General features: G+C 69.3%; 12 protein-coding genes. 2 read left to right on the top strand and 10 right to left on the bottom strand.

Annotation, left to right across the window (positions count from 1 at the left end):
• Window positions 1–52: 52 nt before the first annotated feature.
• The 5 genes from cobA to nirB form a co-directional block, all read right to left on the bottom strand.
• The gene (gene cobA / locus C4F17_RS08985; RefSeq protein WP_106934999.1) at window positions 53–862 is read right to left on the bottom strand and encodes a uroporphyrinogen-III C-methyltransferase; all 810 of its coding nucleotides are present in this window, start codon (window positions 860–862) and stop codon (window positions 53–55) included.
• Window positions 859–1764: a DNA-binding protein YbiB gene (gene ybiB / locus C4F17_RS08980; protein ID WP_106934998.1), complete on the bottom strand. Its 906-nt coding sequence runs from the start codon at window positions 1762–1764 to the stop codon at window positions 859–861. Before ybiB ends, cobA begins: the two co-directional genes overlap by 4 nt.
• 100 nt (window positions 1765–1864) lie before the next feature.
• Complete coding sequence (locus C4F17_RS08975) at window positions 1865–4663, bottom strand: nitrate reductase (protein ID WP_106934997.1); 2799 nt, start codon at window positions 4661–4663, stop codon at window positions 1865–1867.
• 2 nt (window positions 4664–4665) lie between these two features.
• Window positions 4666–5064, bottom strand: a complete 399-nt coding sequence (gene nirD, locus C4F17_RS08970; RefSeq protein ID WP_106934996.1) for a nitrite reductase small subunit NirD — start codon at window positions 5062–5064, stop codon at window positions 4666–4668.
• A 12-nt stretch (window positions 5065–5076) separates the two neighbouring features.
• Window positions 5077–7545, bottom strand: a complete 2469-nt coding sequence (gene nirB / locus C4F17_RS08965; protein WP_106934995.1) for a nitrite reductase large subunit NirB — start codon at window positions 7543–7545, stop codon at window positions 5077–5079.
• Window positions 7546–7609: 64 nt separating this feature from the next.
• Between nirB and C4F17_RS08960 the strand changes: the two genes are divergently transcribed.
• The gene (locus tag C4F17_RS08960) at window positions 7610–9331 is read left to right on the top strand and encodes a bifunctional protein-serine/threonine kinase/phosphatase (RefSeq protein ID WP_081266755.1); all 1722 of its coding nucleotides are present in this window, start codon (window positions 7610–7612) and stop codon (window positions 9329–9331) included.
• Window positions 9332–9351: 20 nt separating this feature from the next.
• Here the strand turns inward: C4F17_RS08960 and C4F17_RS08955 are convergent, their stop codons facing one another.
• On the bottom strand, window positions 9352–10617 hold the full coding sequence (locus tag C4F17_RS08955; protein WP_081266563.1) for an MFS transporter: 1266 nt from the start codon (window positions 10615–10617) through the stop codon (window positions 9352–9354).
• Between the two features lie 266 nt (window positions 10618–10883).
• Between C4F17_RS08955 and C4F17_RS08950 the strand changes: the two genes are divergently transcribed.
• Window positions 10884–12161 (top strand): ANTAR domain-containing response regulator, encoded by a 1278-nt coding sequence (locus tag C4F17_RS08950; protein WP_234382682.1) that lies wholly within the window; start codon window positions 10884–10886, stop codon window positions 12159–12161.
• A gap of 28 nt (window positions 12162–12189) precedes the next feature.
• Here the strand turns inward: C4F17_RS08950 and C4F17_RS08945 are convergent, their stop codons facing one another.
• The 4 genes from C4F17_RS08945 to C4F17_RS08930 form a co-directional block, all read right to left on the bottom strand.
• Window positions 12190–12999, bottom strand: a complete 810-nt coding sequence (locus tag C4F17_RS08945) for an ABC transporter ATP-binding protein (protein WP_081266565.1) — start codon at window positions 12997–12999, stop codon at window positions 12190–12192.
• 55 nt (window positions 13000–13054) lie between these two features.
• Entirely contained in the window at window positions 13055–13978 is a 924-nt protein-coding gene (gene ntrB / locus C4F17_RS08940) for a nitrate ABC transporter permease (protein WP_081266756.1), read from the bottom strand.
• 10 nt (window positions 13979–13988) lie between these two features.
• Window positions 13989–15233, bottom strand: coding sequence for a CmpA/NrtA family ABC transporter substrate-binding protein (locus C4F17_RS08935; protein ID WP_106934994.1), 1245 nt, complete (start codon window positions 15231–15233; stop codon window positions 13989–13991).
• Window positions 15234–15566: 333 nt separating this feature from the next.
• Window positions 15567–16820, bottom strand: coding sequence for a nitrate regulatory protein (locus C4F17_RS08930; protein WP_106934993.1), 1254 nt, complete (start codon window positions 16818–16820; stop codon window positions 15567–15569).
• Window positions 16821–16824: the final 4 nt, after the last annotated feature.

Raw genomic sequence — 16824 nt, 5'->3', positions numbered from 1 at the left:
GGTGCGCGGCGCCCGCGCCGCGCGAACCGTCCTCGCCCCGGTCAGGTGCCGATCAGGTACCGAACTTGTCCGCGCGCACCGGCAAGGCGGCTGCGGCGAGCCCGCGCAGCACGTCGCCCACCACGATCACCGCCGGGCTGGCGAGCCCCGCTTCGGCGATGCCGCGCTGCAGCTTGTCGAGCGTGGTCGCGATGTGCCGCTGGTGCGGCAGGCTCGCATGCTGGATGACGGCCACCGGCGTGTCGCCCGGCAGGCCCTGCAGCAGTTCGCGCTCGATGTGGCTCGCACCCGCCACGCCCATGTAGATGACGAGCGTGAGCCGCGCGTTGTACGCCGTCGCGGCCAGTGCGCGCCAGTCGGTCGGGTCTTCGGCCGCGCCCGCGCCGGTCTTGGCATGGCCGGTGACGAACACCACGCCCTGTGCATGGTCGCGGTGCGTGAGCGGCACGCCCAGCGCGGTCACGGCCGCGAGGCCGGCGGTGATGCCGTTGACCACGGCGCATTCGATGCCGGCTTCGCGCAGGTGCTCCACCTCTTCGCCGCCGCGTCCGAAGATGAAGGGGTCGCCGCCCTTCAGGCGCACCACCGTCTCGCCTTCGCGCACGGCGGTGATCATCAGCCGCTCGATGAAGGCCTGCGGCGTGCTCTTGCAGCCGCCGCGCTTGCCCACGTGCACGATGCGCGCGTCGGGCCGGGCGTAGGCCTGCACGATCTCGTCGTTCACCAGGTCGTCGACCAGCAGCACCGTCGCGGCCTGGATCGCCTTCACGGCCTTGACGGTCAGCAGCTCGGGGTCGCCCGGGCCGGCGCCCACCAGCGTGCAGCGGCCGGCGATGAGGGAGGTGGGGTTGTCGTTGTTCATGCGTGGGATGCCAGTTGCGTGATGTGCCTGACCTGCGCCGCGATGGCTTCGGGCACGGGAAGCTCGCCGGCCAGCACGCGGCGCGTGTAGTCGGCGGTGGTGGCGACGTCGATTTCCTTCGGCAGGCCCGGCACGTCGGCGGCGGTGCCCGCCTGCTGCGCCTGCAGTTCGGTGCGCACGCCGCGCACGAAGCCGTCGATCTGCGCGGTGCGGCGCGGGTCGGACACCACTTCGCCTTCGAGGCCGCGCGAGAGCAGGGCGGTCATGCCCGTGAGCTCGAAGGTCTCGCCCATGGTGCGGGCGTATTCGGGGTGCGTGTAGCTGGCCACCACCACGCAGGCGCCGGCGGTGGGCTGCATCAGCTTGACCACGCTGTGGCCCGGGTTGCGCAGGCCGACCACGCGGCGCACGTCGAGCAGGCGCTTGAGCGCGGGGTTCAGCAGTTCGGTGGGAGCAAAGGCCGCTTCGCCGTTGGCGATGGGGCGGACGGCCTCCAGCGCAGCGACGCCAAGCGCCGAGAGCACGTTGGACGCCAGCACGCGCGAGCTTTCGCTGGCGCTGCCGTGCACCAGCACCGGCAGGCCTTCGCGCGCCAGCAGCAGTGCCAGCAGCGGCGTGAGCACAGGCAGCTTGCGCGCGCCGTTGTAGCTGGGCAGCACGACCAGCGCCCGGTCGCCGTCCGGAATCAGGTTCAGCCGCGCATGGGTGGCATCGAGAAAGCCTGCCATCTCCTCGGGTGTCTCGCCCTTGATGCGCATGGCCAGGCAGAAGCCGCCGATTTCCAGGTCGGTGACGGTGCCGTCCAGCACCTGGCCGAACAGGTCGGTGGCCTGTTCGCGCGTGAGCGGCTTGGCGCCTCGCGCGCCGCGGCCGATTTCCTTGATGTATTGGCTGATTCCCATGGGTAGGCGGATTGTCCTGCAATGCTTATGCCGGAATGTGAGTTGGCTTATGCATTGGTTTTGCTCCCTCACCCGGAGTGGGAGGGAGCGAGACACGGGGTCATGGCGCAACCGCCTCCGCCTCGGCCGGCGCGGCCCGCACCATGCGCTTGAGCTCCGGAATGCACGAGCCGCAGTTGGTGCCGCACTTCAGCGCGCCCTGCAGCTTCGCCAGCCGCTCGTCGGCGGTGCCGGTGCAGCGGCCCAGTTCGGTCTGAATGGCCACGTCCGCCACGTTGAAGCAGGTGCACACCGTCTTGCCGCGCGATTGCACCGCCACCGGCGCTTTCGAGCCCGGCGACAGCAGCAGGCGGCCGTAGCTCTGGGCCGGCAGTTCCTCGCGCAGCAGCGTGGCAATCCAGGCTTCGGCGCTGGTGTCGCCGCCTAGCAGGAAGGCTTCGAGCCCGGCGCCGCCGTCGGCGCGGCGCACCAGCCGGGCCGAGCGGCGCTGGCCGCGGCGGCGGTCGGCGTAGCGCAGGGTGTCGGCGGTTTGCAGCCCGAGCAGGGCCTCGACTTTCTCGACCAGCGCGTCGTCGGGCGCGTCATGCGCGGCGGCGCGAAAGAGCAGGCCGCTGCGTTCGGCGCCCTGCGTGTTGCCGGCAAACGGCACGCAGGTCGCAAAAGGAAACAGCGCCATCATCGGCTGCAGCGCGCGGTGCGCGGCAAGCGCTTCGCCATCGGGCAGCCAAGCCATGGCCAGCAGCGACCACGGAAGCTCGGCCTTGAGGATCTTCACCGGCGTGTGCTTCAGCTCGGGCTGCTTCGAAGTCGGGCAGTAGGCCGGCGTGGTGAGCGCGTTGATGCCCGCCAGCCGCGTGCCGTTCGAGGAGCAGCCGCTCAGGTATTCCTCGCCCCAATGCATGGCGACGAAGACCTGGCTCAGCCCCATCTCGGCGCTGGCGCGCGCGGGCAGCATGATCGAACCGCGCCTGGAGGTCAGGTGCACCAGGTCGCCTTCGCGGATCTGGCGGCGCGCCATGTCCTGCGCGTTCATCTGCACCACCGGCTCCGACACATGGCCGAACAGGCGCCCGACGGTGCCGGTGCGGCTCATGCCGTGCCACTGGTCGCGCAGGCGGCCCGTGTTCAGCGAGAAGGGGTAGCGGGCCTCGCGGGCTTCGGCCACCGGCTTGTAGACCGTGTCGACGAAGCGGGCGCGGCCGTCCGGCGTGGGGAACACGCCGTCTTCGTAGAGGCGCGCGCGGCCGGTGCTTTCGCCTTCCTTCAGCGGCCATTGCTGCGGGCCGGCGGTTTCCAGCATCGCGTAGCTCAGGCCGGTGATGTCGAGGTCGCGCCCGCGCGTGGATTCGCGATGCTCGTTCCAGACGGATTCGGCCGTCTCGTACGGGAACAGCGTGAAGGTGCGGCCCAGCTGCCTTTCGAGCCGGTGCGCGAAGGCCACGGCAATCGACCAGTCGTTGCGCGCCTCGCCGGGCGCCGGCACGGCCGGGCGCACGCGCGAGATGCGGCGCTCGCTGTTGGTCACGGTGCCTTCCTTCTCGCCCCAGGTGGTGGCGGGCAGCAGCAGGTCGGCGAAGGCGCAGGTGGCAGTGGTGGCAAAGGCTTCCTGCACCACGACGAACTCGGCGCGTTCCAGCGCGCGGCGCACGGTGGCCTGGTCGGGCATCGACTGCGCCGGGTTGGTGCATGCGATCCAGAGCGCGCGGATCTCGCCGTCGGCCGCGGCCTGGAACATCTCCACCGCTGTCTTGCCCGGCTTCCCGGGCACCGAGGGCACGCCCCACAGCGCGGCCACTTCGGCTCGGTGATCCGGGTTCGCCAGGTCGCGGTGCGCGCTCAGCAGGTTGGCGAGGCCGCCGACTTCGCGCCCGCCCATCGCATTGGGCTGGCCGGTCAGCGAGAACGGGCCCGCGCCCGCGCGGCCGATCTGCGCGCTCGCCAGGTGCAGGTTGATGAGCGCAGCGTTCTTCGCCGTGCCGCTCGACGACTGGTTCAGGCCCTGGCAGTACAGGCTCAGCGTGGCAGGCGAGGTGGCGAAGAGCCGCGCCGCTTCGAGCAGGTCCTCCTTCGGGATGCCGCACACCTGTGCCACCTTGTCCGGCGTGCACTCGCGCACCGTCGCCTTCAAAGCGTCGAAGCCGCTGGTGTAGGCCGCGATGTATTTCGCGTCGATCCAGCCCTCCCACAGCATCAGGTGCAGCATGCCGTTGAACAGCATCACGTCGGTGCCGGGCTGGATGGGCAGGAACAGGTCGGCGATCTCCACGGTGTCGGTGCGGCGGGGGTCGGCCACCACGATCTTCAGCGCCGGGTTCGCGGCCTTCGCGTCCTCGATGCGGCGGAAAAGAATGGGGTGCGCCCACGCCGTGTTGCTGCCCACGATGAACAGGCAGGCTGCGTGCTTCAGGTCGTCGTAGCAGGCCGGCGGCGCGTCGGCGCCCAGCGTCTGCTTGTAGCCGGCCACGGCGCTGCTCATGCACAGGCGCGAGTTGGTGTCGATGTTGTTGGTGCCGATCAGGCCCTTGGCCAGCTTGTTGAAGACGTAGTAGTCCTCGGTGAGCAACTGGCCCGACACATAGAATCCGACCGAGTCCGGGCCATGGTCGCGGATCACCTGCGCGAACTTGCCGGCGGCGTTGGCGAGCGCGGTGTCCCAGGTCACAGCGGTGGGCGCCTCGGCGCGCACAAGGCGCTGCATGGGCTGCAGCAGCCGCGTCTGCCGCGTGACCGCGGCGCTGGCCGTGAGGTGCAGCGTCGAGCCCTTCGTGCACAGCCGGCCGAAGTTCGCCGGGTGCTCGGGGTCGCCGCGCACGCCGGTGATCTCGCCGCCTTGCGATTCGATGATGACGCCGCAACCGACGCCGCAATAGGGGCAGGTGGAGCGGGTCTCCAGCGTCATGGCTATTCCAGCGGAAGGACCGACAGCACCGCGAACGGCTTCGGCCCGGCGACCGGGCGTTCCAGGTCGATGGCGTGCGTTGCCAGTTCGCCCGCGTCGAGGTGCACCACCCCGTCTTCCACCTTCACGGCGAACTTCGGCGTGCAGCCTTCGTCGGGCGACTTGGCGCAGCCGTCGTCCAGCCCGATGGCCCAGTTGTGCAGCGGGCAGGCCACGCTGGTGCCGAAGACGATGCCCTGGCTCAGCGGTCCGCCCTTGTGCGGGCAGCGGTCGAGCAGCGCGAAAACCTCGTTCTCGGCATTGCGGAACACGGCAACATCCACGCCGGCGGGCCGCGTCACGCGGCGCGCGCCGAGCACGGGGATGTCGTCGATGCGGCAGATGACTTTCCAATCGTTCATGGTGTCCTTCCTTCAGGCTGTCTGGTGGGTGTCGCTCGACGCCGTCAGCGGCGTGAACTGCCGCACGTCGACCGAGGCCTGCGCCGATTCGAACCACGGGTCGGGTTCGCCGTCGAGCGCGAACTGCAGGCGTTCCCACAGCGCCTTGCGGCCCTCGGCGTCTTCGAGGATCTTCTTCTTCACGTAGTCCAGCCCCACGCGGCCGATGTAGTGCACCGTGCGCTCCAGGTACCAGCCTTCTTCGCGGTAGAGCTGCAGGAAGGCACCCGAATACTCCATCACTTCCTCGGCCGTCTTCACCTTCACGAGGAACTGCGCCACCTCGGTCTTGATGCCGCCGTTGCCGCCCACGTAGAGCTCCCAGCCCGAGTCGACGCCGATCACGCCCACGTCCTTGATGCCGGCCTCCGCGCAGTTGCGCGGGCAGCCCGACACCGCCAGCTTGACCTTGTGCGGCGAGTACATGGCCCACAGCGCGCGCTCCAGGTCCTTGCCCATCTGCGTGGAGTCTTGCGTGCCGAAGCGGCACCACTCGCTGCCCACGCAGGTCTTCACCGTGCGCAGCGACTTGGCATAGGCAAAGCCGCTGGGCATGCCGATGTCCTTCCACACGCCTTCCAGGTCTTCCTTCTTCACGCCCAGCAGGTCGATGCGCTGGCCGCCCGTGACCTTGACGGTCGGGATCTTGTACTTGTCGGCCGCGTCGGCGATGCGGCGCAGCTCGTCCGGCGTGGTGTGGCCGCCCCACATGCGCGGAATGACGGAGTAGGTGCCGTCCTTCTGGATGTTGGCGTGGCTGCGCTCGTTGATGAAGCGGCTCTGCGGATCGTCCTTCGCCTCTTTCGGCCAGGTGCTGATCAGGTAGTAGTTGACGGCCGGGCGGCAGGTGGCGCAGCCGTTGGGCGTGCGCCAGCCGAGGTTGCGGTACACCTCGTCGTGCGTCAGGTAGTGCTCCTTGCGGATCGCGTCGCGCACGTCCTGGTGGCTCGCGTCGGTGCAGCCGCACACGGCTTTCTTCTTGGGCGTGGCGGAGTAGTCGCCGCCCGCGGTGAACATCAGGATCTGCTCGACCAGCCCGGTGCACGAGCCGCAGCTGGCGCTGGCCTTGGTGTGCTTCTTCACCTCGTCGAGCGTGAACAGGCCCTTTTCCTTGATGGCCTTGCAGATGGTGCCCTTGTTCACGCCGTTGCAGCCGCAGACCTCGGCGTCGTCGGGCATGCTCGCGGCCTTGTTGTGGCCTTCGTGGCCGGTGTCGCCGATGTTCGATTCGCCGAACATCAGCTTGTCGCGGATGTCGTGCACGCTGCGGCCGTCGCGCAGCAGCTTGAAGTACCAGCTGCCGTCCACCGTGTCGCCGTAGAGGCAGGCGCCCACGAGCTTGTCGTCCTTGATCACCAGCTTCTTGTAGACGCCGCCGAAGGGGTCGCTCATGACGATCTCCTCGGTGCCTTCGCCGCCCATGAACTCGCCGGCCGAGAACAGGTCGATGCCCGTCACCTTCAGCTTGGTGGAGGTGAGCGACCCCAGGTAGCGGCCGATGCCGAACTGCGCCAGGTGGTTGGCCGCCACCTTGGCCTGCTCGAACAGCGGCGCGACCAGGCCATAGGCAATGCCGCGGTGCGCCGCGCACTCGCCCACCGAGTAGATGCGCGCGTCGGTCACGGTCTGCATGGTGTCGGTGACGACGATGCCGCGGTTGCAGTGCAGGCGCATCTTCTCGGCCAGCTCCACGTTCGGGCGGATGCCCACGGCCATCACCACCAGGTCGGCGGCCGCCTCGGTGCCGTCCTTGAAGCGGATGGCCTTCACGCGGCCGTCCTCACCGCCCACCAGGTCCTGCGTCTGCGCGCCCATCAGGAACTTCAGGCCGCGGTCTTCCAGCGACTTCTGCAGCAGCTTGCCGGCCACGTCGTCGAGCTGGCGCTCCATCAACCAGGGCATCACGTGCACCACGGTCACGTTCATGCCGCGCAGCATCAGGCCGTTGGCGGCCTCCAGGCCCAGCAGGCCGCCGCCGATGACCACCGCGTTCTTGTGCGTGCGCGCGGTCTCGATCATGTAGTCGGTGTCGGCGATGTCGCGGTAGGCGATCACGCCCTTGAGGTCCTTGCCGGGCACAGGCAGCATGAAGGGGTTGGAGCCGGTGCACATCAGCAGGCGGTCGTAGGCGGCCTCGGTGACACCGCCTTGCGAATCCACCGCGCGCACGATGCGCTTGACGCGGTCGACCTCCACCACCTTCTTGCCGGCGTGCAGCGTGATGTGGTTGTCCGTGTACCACTCCCAGCTGTTGAGCACGATCTCGTCGACCGTCTGCTCGCCCGCGAGCACCGGCGACAGCAGGATGCGGTTGTAGTTGGGATGCGGCTCCGCGCCGAAGACGGTGATGTCGTACAGCTCGGGCGCGATCTTCAGCAGCTCTTCGAGCGTGCGCACGCCGGCCATGCCGTTGCCGACCATCACGAGTTTCATTTTCTTCATGGGGCTGGACCTTTCAGGGAAATCAAGCAAACGGGTACCCGTGGCGCGCGTTCAGAATCGCGCCATGAGCTTTGAAGTGGACATCGGCTACAGCAGCCAGCGCGGACCGCGCGAGCTGAACGAAGACTTCGCCGGTGCAGTGCATGCGCCGCCGGGCGACGAGGCCCGCGGCCTCATCGCGGCCATTGCCGACGGGGTGTCGAGCGGCGGGCACGGCCGCGAAGCGGCGCAGACCACGGTGATGGGCCTGCTGGCCGACTACTTCGCCACGCCCGCAACCTGGGAGCCGACCGCCGCGCTCGACCGGCTGGTCGGCGCGCAGAACGGCTGGCTGGCCGACCACAACCGCCGGCGCCAGAGCAAGCAGGACGGCGGCACGGCGCTCACCACGCTCACCGCGCTGGTGCTGCACGGACAGAGCTACACGCTGGCGCACGTGGGCGACACGCGCGCCTGGCGCGTGCGTGCCGGCGGCGGGCCGGCCGTGCCGCTCACGCAGGACCACGCCTTCGACCATCCCGACATGCGCAGCCGGCTCACGCGCGCCATCGGCCTCGACGACCAGGTGCGCGTCGACTACGCCCAGGGCGACGTGCGCGTGGGCGACTGCTTCGTGCTGAGCTCCGACGGCGTGCACTGCGTGCTCAAGCCGCAGCAGGTGGCCGCGCTGGCCTTGCAGGGCGACGCCGAGGCCGCCAGCGAGGCGCTGGTGCATGCGGCGCTCGACGCCGGCACGCGCGACAACGCGACCGCGCTGGTCATCCGTGTGGTCGGGCTCGATGCGCGGCAGCTCGACGACGAACTCGGCGACGGCCGCCGGCTCGCACCGCCGCCCGCGCTGAAAGTGGGCGACGTGCTCGACGGCTACGCCGTCACCGCGCTGGTGGCGGACACCGGCGTGCACCTGCTGTACCAGGCGCGGCACCCGCGCACGCGCGAGCTGGTCGCGCTGAAGACGCTGCATCCCTCGCGCGCCGGCGATCCGCAGGAACGCGCGATGCTGGCGCACGAGGCGTGGCTGGGGCTGCGCGTGGCAGGCGTCGGCGGCAGCGGTTTCGTTCGCGTGCACGAACGCGCCGAGGACGCGAGCGCGCTCTACATCGTGTTCGACTGGCACGGCGGGCGCACCCTGGAGCAACTGCGCAAGCTGAACGCGCGCGGCACGGTGGCCGAGGTGGTGGCGGCCGGCATCGAGCTGAGCCGCGCGCTCGGCCGGCTGCATCGCCAGGGCGTGATCCATCGCGACATCAAGCCCGGCAACCTGCACCTGGGCGACGACGGGCGCTGGCGCATCCTCGACCTGGGCGTGGCGCTGTCCGGAAGAGAAGGCGCGGCCCAGCGCGAGCTGCATGCCGGCACCCCCAGCTACATCAACCCCGAGCAGTGGGAGGAGGGCGGCACCGCCGATGCGGCCAGCGACCTGTTCGCGCTCGGCGTCACGCTCTACCAGTGGCTCACCGGCCACCTGCCCTACGGCGAGATCGAGCCCTACCAGGTGGCGCGCTACCGTCGCGACCCGGTCGCGCTCTCGCGCCTGCGGCCCGACGTGCCGATCTGGCTCGATCATCTGGTGCGCAAGGCCGTGGCCCGCGACCCGCGCGAGCGCTTCGAAACCGCCGAGGAACTGCTGCTCGCGCTCGAACGCGGTGCATCCCGCCCCGTCAACGCGCCCGCCGCTACGCCGCTGATCCGCCGCGATCCGCTCGCGCTCTACCAACTGGCGCTCGGCGTGTCGGTGCTGTTCAACGTGCTGCTCGTCGTGTGGCTGCTGTTCCTGCCACGCTGAGCGGATGCGGGCGGGGCGAGTCATGGGCGGGCCGCCTTGCGTACATGGGTGGTGGCGGCAGGGTTGTGCGGCGTCGTGACGCGCGCACGGCCGCCTTTTTCGGCCCAGGTGCGCGTCCAGCGGATCTGCATCACGCGCATCACGCCCAGCATCACCAGCGACAGCGCCGCGAAGAAGACGAACCCCCAGAGATAGCTGCCCATGTACTGCTTCGAAAGGCCCATGGCGTTGGGCACGAGGCCGCCGCCCAGCGCGCCGATCTCGCCGATCATCGAGCCGGCCACGGCCGTGCTCGCGGGCCAGCGCAACGGCACCAGCTGGAACAGTGCGCCGTTGCCCGCGCCGAGTGCGGCGAAGCAGACGATCAGCACCAGCGTGGTGACGGCCAGCGAGCCTGAAGAGAAACCCACCAGCACGAGGCTCACGGCCACCACCAGCAGCACCACCGTCAGCGTGTTCACGCCGCCCCAGCGGTCGGAGATCCAGCCGCCCGCGATGCGCACCGCCGCGCCCATGAAGGCGGCGAGCATGGTCAGCTGGCCCGCCTGCACCTTGCTCACGCCGAACTGGTCGTAGTAGTAGGAGGGCAGGAAGGTGGTCAGGCCGATGAAGCCGCCGAAGGTCACGCCGTAGATCAGGCTGAACACCCAGCCGTCCTTCTCGAACAGGCAGGCAATGTGCTCGCGGAAGCTCGAATGGGCGTTCACGTCCGGCGGCTCCTTGGCGAACACCACCATCACGACCATCGGAATGAGGATGGCGACCGCGGCCACGCCGTACACCGCCTGCCAGCCCAGCCAGTTCGCCAGCGGCGGCGCCACCAGCACCGACACCGCCGTGCCCACGTTGCCCGCGCCCACCAGGCCCATGGCCAGGCCCTTGTGCTGCGGCGGGAACCAGCCCGAGCCCAGCGACAGCGCGACGCCGAAGCTCGCGCCTGCAATGCCCAGCAGCACGCCCATGGCGAGCAGGTCGTTGAAGCTCTTGACGAAGAAGAAGCCGAACAGCATCGCCACCGCGATCAGCGCCATCTCGACCAGCGTGGCCTTCTTGCGGCCGATGTACTGCGAGAGGATGCCCAGCGGAAAGCGCATCAGCGCGCCGGCGATGATGGGCACCGACAGCATCAGGCCCTTCTGGGCGGGCGACAGATCGAAGGTCTCGCCGATGAAGGGCGCCATTGCGCCGTTGAGCACCCAGATGCAGCAGGAGAACGAGAAGTACAGGAAGGCCGCGAACAGTGTCGGGCTGTGGCCTGATTGCAAGAAATTCCTGAAGCTGGACATGGCGTTCAAAGATGCGAAAAGCCGCGGCGCGACCCTGGAGAGGTCGTGTCGACGGACGGGGTTGGGGGCGGAGTGCCGGCAGCGGACGCTGTCGGCGTGGGGGTGTGCACGGCGAGTGGATTGCCGGGCCGGCCGCAGGAACCTGCAGCCTCGTCACCAAAGCGGTGCTTCGTTACACCGCGCTCCGTTTCATGCAAGAGGCGTGCCCGCAAGTGTGCGCGGGTGTGGCCTATGCTCGCGGTGCGCTCCCACACCGCTTCCCCAAGATGTCCCTTCTCGTTGTCCTGCCCGATGAACCCGCCGGCCTCGTGCTGCCCGAGGCGCTTGCGCGGGCGCTGTCCGGCGCGGGTCTCGACGTGCTCGGCTGCGCGGATTGCGGCAGCTTCGCGCGGCAGGTCGAGGCGCTGGGGCCCCGGCAGGCCCTGATCTGCCTGCCTGCGCCCGCGCCCGCGCTGTTCGATGCCTTGCGCACGTGGGCCGGCCTGCCGCCGTGCGCGCTGAGCCTTGTCAGCGCGCCGTTGGGCGGCGCGCAGCATGAAGAACTGGTCGCGCTCGGCGTGCATGCGTGGTTGCAGGCCGATGCCGTCGATGCGGCATCGCTCGCCGCGTTGATCGCCCGCGCCCGGTCCCGCTGGCAGCGCGAGGCCGCCTTGCGCACCGAACTGGAGAGCCTGCGCACCCGCATGGACGAGCGCAAGTGGGTCGACCGGGCCAAGGGTCTGCTGATGTCCGCGCGCGGCATCGGCGAGGACGAGGCCTTCGGCCTGCTGCGCGGCGCCGCGATGCATGCCAACCTGCGTCTGGGCGAGGTTTCGCGATCGGTCATCGAGGCGGCGCAGTGGGCCGACGCGATCAACCGGGCCGGGCAGCTGCGCATGCTCTCGCAGCGGCTGGTGCGCGTGGCGGCGCAGTTGCTCGGCGGCATCGACGCGCAGCGGGCGCGGTTGCTGCGCACGCAGTCGGCCGAGCGGGTGCAGCAGAACCTCGATCATCTGGCCGCCCTCGGGCTCGGGGCGGCCGGCGCGCAGGCGTTGGGGGATGCGCAGGCCGCTTGGAGCGGGCTGGCCGCTGCCCTGGCCGCGCGGCCGTCGGCGGCGGGGCTGGCCGACATCGACCAGCGCGCGGAAGTATTGCTCCGCGCCGCCGAGGCCCTGACCGAGGCGCTCGAAACCTCGGGCGCGCGGCGCGCGCTGCGCATCGTCAACATCTGCGGGCGGCAGCGCATGCGGGCGCAGCGGCTGGCCAAGGACGCGCTGCTGGCCGCCGCGCTGAAAGAGAAGGCAGCGAACGCGCGGCTGGTGCCGACCATGGCCGAGTTCGAGGCCGCATTGCTCGAGCTGGAGCATGCGCCGCTGAGCACCGCCGAGATCCGCGCCGCGCTGGCCAGCGCGCGCGACGAATGGCTGCGGCTGGTCGGCGGCGTGCAGGCGCTCGACAGCGCCGACGGCCGCGCCACGCTGGTGCGTTCAAGCGACGCGCTGGTCGACACCTTCGAGCGCCTCACGGCCTCGTACGAGCACAGCCTCCAGGTCATCATGTCGTGACGCCGTTGGTGCTGGCGCTCGCGCAGCGTCAGGCCGCGGCCTTCTCCACGTGCGCCTGGCGCGTGTAGAGGAAGTCGATCACCGCCTTGCGGGCGTGCACGTAGACGGGGTCTTCCGCCAGCTCGACCCGGTTGCGCGGGCGCGGAATGCCCACCGAAAGCACGTCGCCGATGGTGGCGGCCGGGCCGTTGCTCAGCATCACGATGCGGTCGCTCAGCAGCACGGCCTCGTCCACGTCGTGCGTCACCATGACGACGGTGCTGTGCGTCTTCTGCACGATGGCGAGCAGCTCGTCCTGCAGCTTGGCGCGGGTGAGGGCGTCGAGCGCGCCGAAAGGCTCGTCCATCAGCAGCACCTTGGGCTCCATCGACAGCGCGCGCGCAATGCCCACGCGCTGCTTCATGCCGCCGGAGATCTCGCCGGGCCGCTTCTGCGCGGCGGGCGTGAGGCCGACCAGCGCCAGCGCGGCGTCGGTGCGCTGGCGCAACTGCGCCTTGCTTTCCGTGGCGGCGAACACCCGCTCGACCGCCAGGTACACGTTCTCGAAGCAGGTGAGCCAGGGCAGCAGCGAGTGGTTCTGGAACACCACCGCGCGCTCGGGGCCGGGCCCTTTGATTTCCTTGTTGGCGCACAGCAGCGCACCCTGAGTGGGCGTGGTGAGCCCGGCGATCAGGTTCAGCAGCGTCGACTTGCCGCAGCCCGAGTGCCCGATGAGCGTGATGAACTCGCCCTTGGCCACGTTCAGGTTCACGTCGCGCAGCGCGACGAAGCGGCCCTTGGGCGTCTTGAACGCCTGCTCGACGCCGTGGATCTCGATGTACTTGCTGTCGTCGATCATTGGAAACCTCCGCGCAGCAGCGCTGCGGTATTCGCCTTCGGAGCGGCCGTGCGGCTCATGACTTCACCTCTTCGAACGTGAATGCCGTTGCGAGCTTGATGAGCGCGAACTCCAGCACCAGGCCTACGATGCCGATCACGAAGATCGCGATGATGATGTTGGCGACGTTGAGGTTGTTCCACTCGTCCCACACCCAGAAGCCGATGCCGACGCCGCCCGTGAGCATCTCGGCGGCCACGATCACCAGCCACGCGGTGCCCACGGCCAGCCGCACGCCGGTCAGCATGTAGGGCAGCACGGCGGGGAACAGGATCTTGGTGAGGATCTTCCACTCGCTGAGGTTCAGCACCTTGGCCACGTTCATGTAGTCGCTGGGCACGCGCTGCACGCCCACGGCGGTGTTGATGACCATCGGCCAGATCGAGCAGATGAAGATGGTCCAGATCGCGGCCGGGTTGGCGCCCTTGAACACCAGCAGGCCGATGGGCAGCCAGGCCAGCGGCGACACGGGGCGCAGCAGGCTGATCAGCGGGTTGAACATGCGCGAGAGGAACTCGAAGCGGCCGATGGCAAAGCCCGCCGGAATGCCGACCAGCGCCGCCAGCCCGAAGCCCAGCGCCACGCGCTGCAGCGACGACAGCACGTTCCAGCCCACGCCCTGGTCGTTCGGCCCCTTGCTGTAGAACGGATCGCTGAACACCGTCACGGCCTGCTGCCAGGTGGCCGCGGGCGTGGGAAAGCCGGTGGTGCTTTTCATGGCCACCACTTCCCAGATCAGCAGCAGCAGGCCGAAGCCCGCCAGCGGCGGCAGCACGCGCATCCAGAATGCGCGCAGGTCGATGGGCGCGCGCACCCGGGTCTCGGGCGCCGGAGCGGGTGTCGGCTTTGGCGCTGCCGGCCTGGCGGCGACGGAAGGGGCCACCTGCGTCACCTGTGCGGTGGTCGCTTCGAGCGGCGAATGAAAGACTGCGCTGACCATGGTGTTCTCCTCAGGCATGAAGCTTGAACGACTCGGCGTACTTTTTCGGATCCTTGCCGTCCCAGACAGAGCCGTCGAACAGCTTGCTGGTGCGCATCGGGTCCTTGGGCACCGGCGTCTGCGTGGCGGCGGCGGCCTGCTTGTAGATGTCGATGCGGTTGATCTCGGTGGCCACCTTCAGGTAGTCGGGGTGTTCCTTCAGCAGGCCCCAGCGCTTGTGCTGCGTGAGGAACCACATGCCGTCCGACAGGTACGGGAAGTTCACGGCACCGGCGTTGTAGAACTTCATGTGGTTGGGGTCGTCCCAGCTCTTGCCCAGGCCGTTGGTGTAGCGGCCCAGGATGCGCTGGTTGATGGCGTCCACGCTGGTGTTGACGTAGCTCTTGTCGGCGATGGTCTCGGCCATCTTGTTCTTGTTCTGCAGGCCGGCGTCGATCCACTTGCTGGCTTCGAGGATGGCGGCCGTCACGGCGCGCGCGGTGTTCGGGTACTTCTTCGTGAACTCGGCGGTGCAGCCGAGCACCTTCTCGGGGTGGTCCTTCCAGATGTCCTGCGTGGTGATGGCCGTGATGCCGATGCCGTCCATGATGGCACGCTGGCCCCAGGGCTCGCCCACGCAGTAGCCGTCCATGTTGCCCACGCGCATGTTGGCCACCATCTGCGGCGGCGGCACGGTGATGTTCTTCACGTCCTTGAACGGATCGATGCCGGCCGATGCGAGCCAGTAGTAGAGCCACATGGCGTGCGTGCCGGTGGGGAAGGTCTGCGCGAAGGTGTATTCGCGCTTCTCGCTGGCGATGAGCTTGGCCAGCGAGGCGGCGTCGACCGCGCCCTTGTCGGAGAGCTTCTTCGACAGCGTGATGGCCTGGCCGTTGTTGTTCAGGGTCATGAGCACGGCCATGTCCTTCCTCGGGCCGCTCAGGCCCAGGTGCATGCCGTAGACCAGGCCGTAGAGCACGTGCGCCATGTCGATGTCGCCGTTGGAGAGCTTGTCGCGCACGCCGGCCCAGCTGGCTTCCTTGCTGGGCACGATCTTCACGCCGTACTTCTTGTCGATGCCCAGCACCGAGGCCATGACCACGCTGGCGCAGTCTGTCAGCGGGATGAAGCCGATCTTGACTTCTTCCTTCTCGGGCTTGTCGGAGCCTTGGGCCCAGACGGCCGCGCGCAGGGCGGGGTCGATGCCCACGGCGCCGATGGCGGCGGCTTGCAGGACGCGGCGTCGGCTGAGACGGGTTTTGAGCAGGTCGGTCATGTGGCGGGGCTCCGGTTGAAGGCAAACAAAAACAGCAATGACAAAAACGAAAAGGCGTCCGCACCGCGCAGGGGCTGCTCGAAAACGAGCCCTTGCGGGATGGGGACGCCTTTGTCCGGTCGGTGGGTGGCACCCGCCGTTGGGTGCCGCCTGCCTGAAGACCCCTGGAGGTCTATGCGCTGGTTGCTTGCAAGCGGTGTGCCAGCCCTGCCGGGCGGTCTGCTGCTATCGGAAAAGTAGCTGGAACGTCTTGCGCTGCAAGGGCGAAGCGCCATCCGGACGGTGCACGGGCGGCAGGCACGGTTGTTGTGCGGCGCACCAAATTGAACGCCCTCAGCGGGGCGGCGGGGGCAGGTAGTCGGCCATCGCGAGCACCGACTCGGCCACTTCGACGAGCCGGCGGCCCTGGTTCATGGCGGTCTCGCGCAGCATCTTGTGCGCCTCCTGCTCGCTCATGCGCCGGTGCGCCATCAGCAGGCCCTTGGCGCGTTCCACGAGCTTGCGTTCATTGAGCGAGGCGCGCACGGTCTGCAGTTCGTCGCTCATGGCCTGCAGCCGCTGCGACTGCTCCTGCACCATGTCGAGCACCGAGCGCTCGAGGTGGCGGCCGAGTTGCGCGGGCGCGGCGGCCTGCGCGTCGGCGTCGTCGAAGAACAGCGCGGCGTCGGTCTCCGGCGCCAAGGTGTCGAGCACCTGCCGGTAGGCCTGGAGTTCGCTGCGGGCCCGGGCTGTCTTGTGGCTGCAGAGCGCGCGCAGGTCGGCTTCGAGCCGGTCTTCGACGGTGCGCATGGCGTCGATGCGGCGCGTGCAGCAGTCGAACCAGGCCTGGCCGAGTGCGGAGTCGGCGGGCGCGGAGGTGGCGCCCCTGCGGCGCATGCGCTCCAGCTCGGCCAGGGTGGCGTCGGACTGGCTCTCGCGCCAGAGGGCGAGCACCGCATCGCCGGAAAAGTCGACGAACACCTGGAAGCATCGTTCCTGCGATTCGATCAGGTGCTGCCACTGCAGGCGCCGGGTTTCGTCGCTGCGGCCCTGGGCCAGCGCGGCGGCGCCGAATGCGCGCTCCTGGCCGGCAAACTCCTTGCCCTGCATGAAGTTGAACATCGCCACCAGGAGGCGGGATATCTCGGGGTCGGTGGCGCCGTCGGCCGCCTCGAACACGACCGACAGCAGGCCGGCGATGAGCTTGACGAAGGCGGCGGTCGACTGCGACGGCTTGAGTTCGAGCGCATCGATGCGCCGGCGCAGGGCGGGCAGGGCGTCCAGCCCCGGCAGCACCCAGGCGATGCGGCTGAACAGCCGCGCGCCGTTGCCGGAGCCGACGCCGCGGTGATGCTCGGACTCGAGCTGGTCGAACCCGGCGCGCACTTCCTGCTCGAGCGCCAGGCATTCGGCGATCTGCGGGGCTCGCTGCTCGGCCAGGCGCACGCCGTGCGATGCAAGGAACACGTTCGACATGCCGCGCTCGCGCTGCAGCGCGTGCACCAGCCGCCCGATCACGCCGACCAGTTCGCTGGTGCGCGCGAGCTGGTCCAGCTCGTCGATTTCGCAGCGGCGGGCGGCGATCAGAAAACTCAGTCCGGACTTCATGGTG

It is taken from the genome of Variovorax sp. PMC12 (assembly GCF_003019815.1).
Taxonomy (GTDB): Bacteria; Pseudomonadota; Gammaproteobacteria; order Burkholderiales; family Burkholderiaceae_C; genus Variovorax.
Note: the sequence above shows the minus strand (reverse complement) of the source record. Positions and strands in the feature narration are given on the sequence as shown.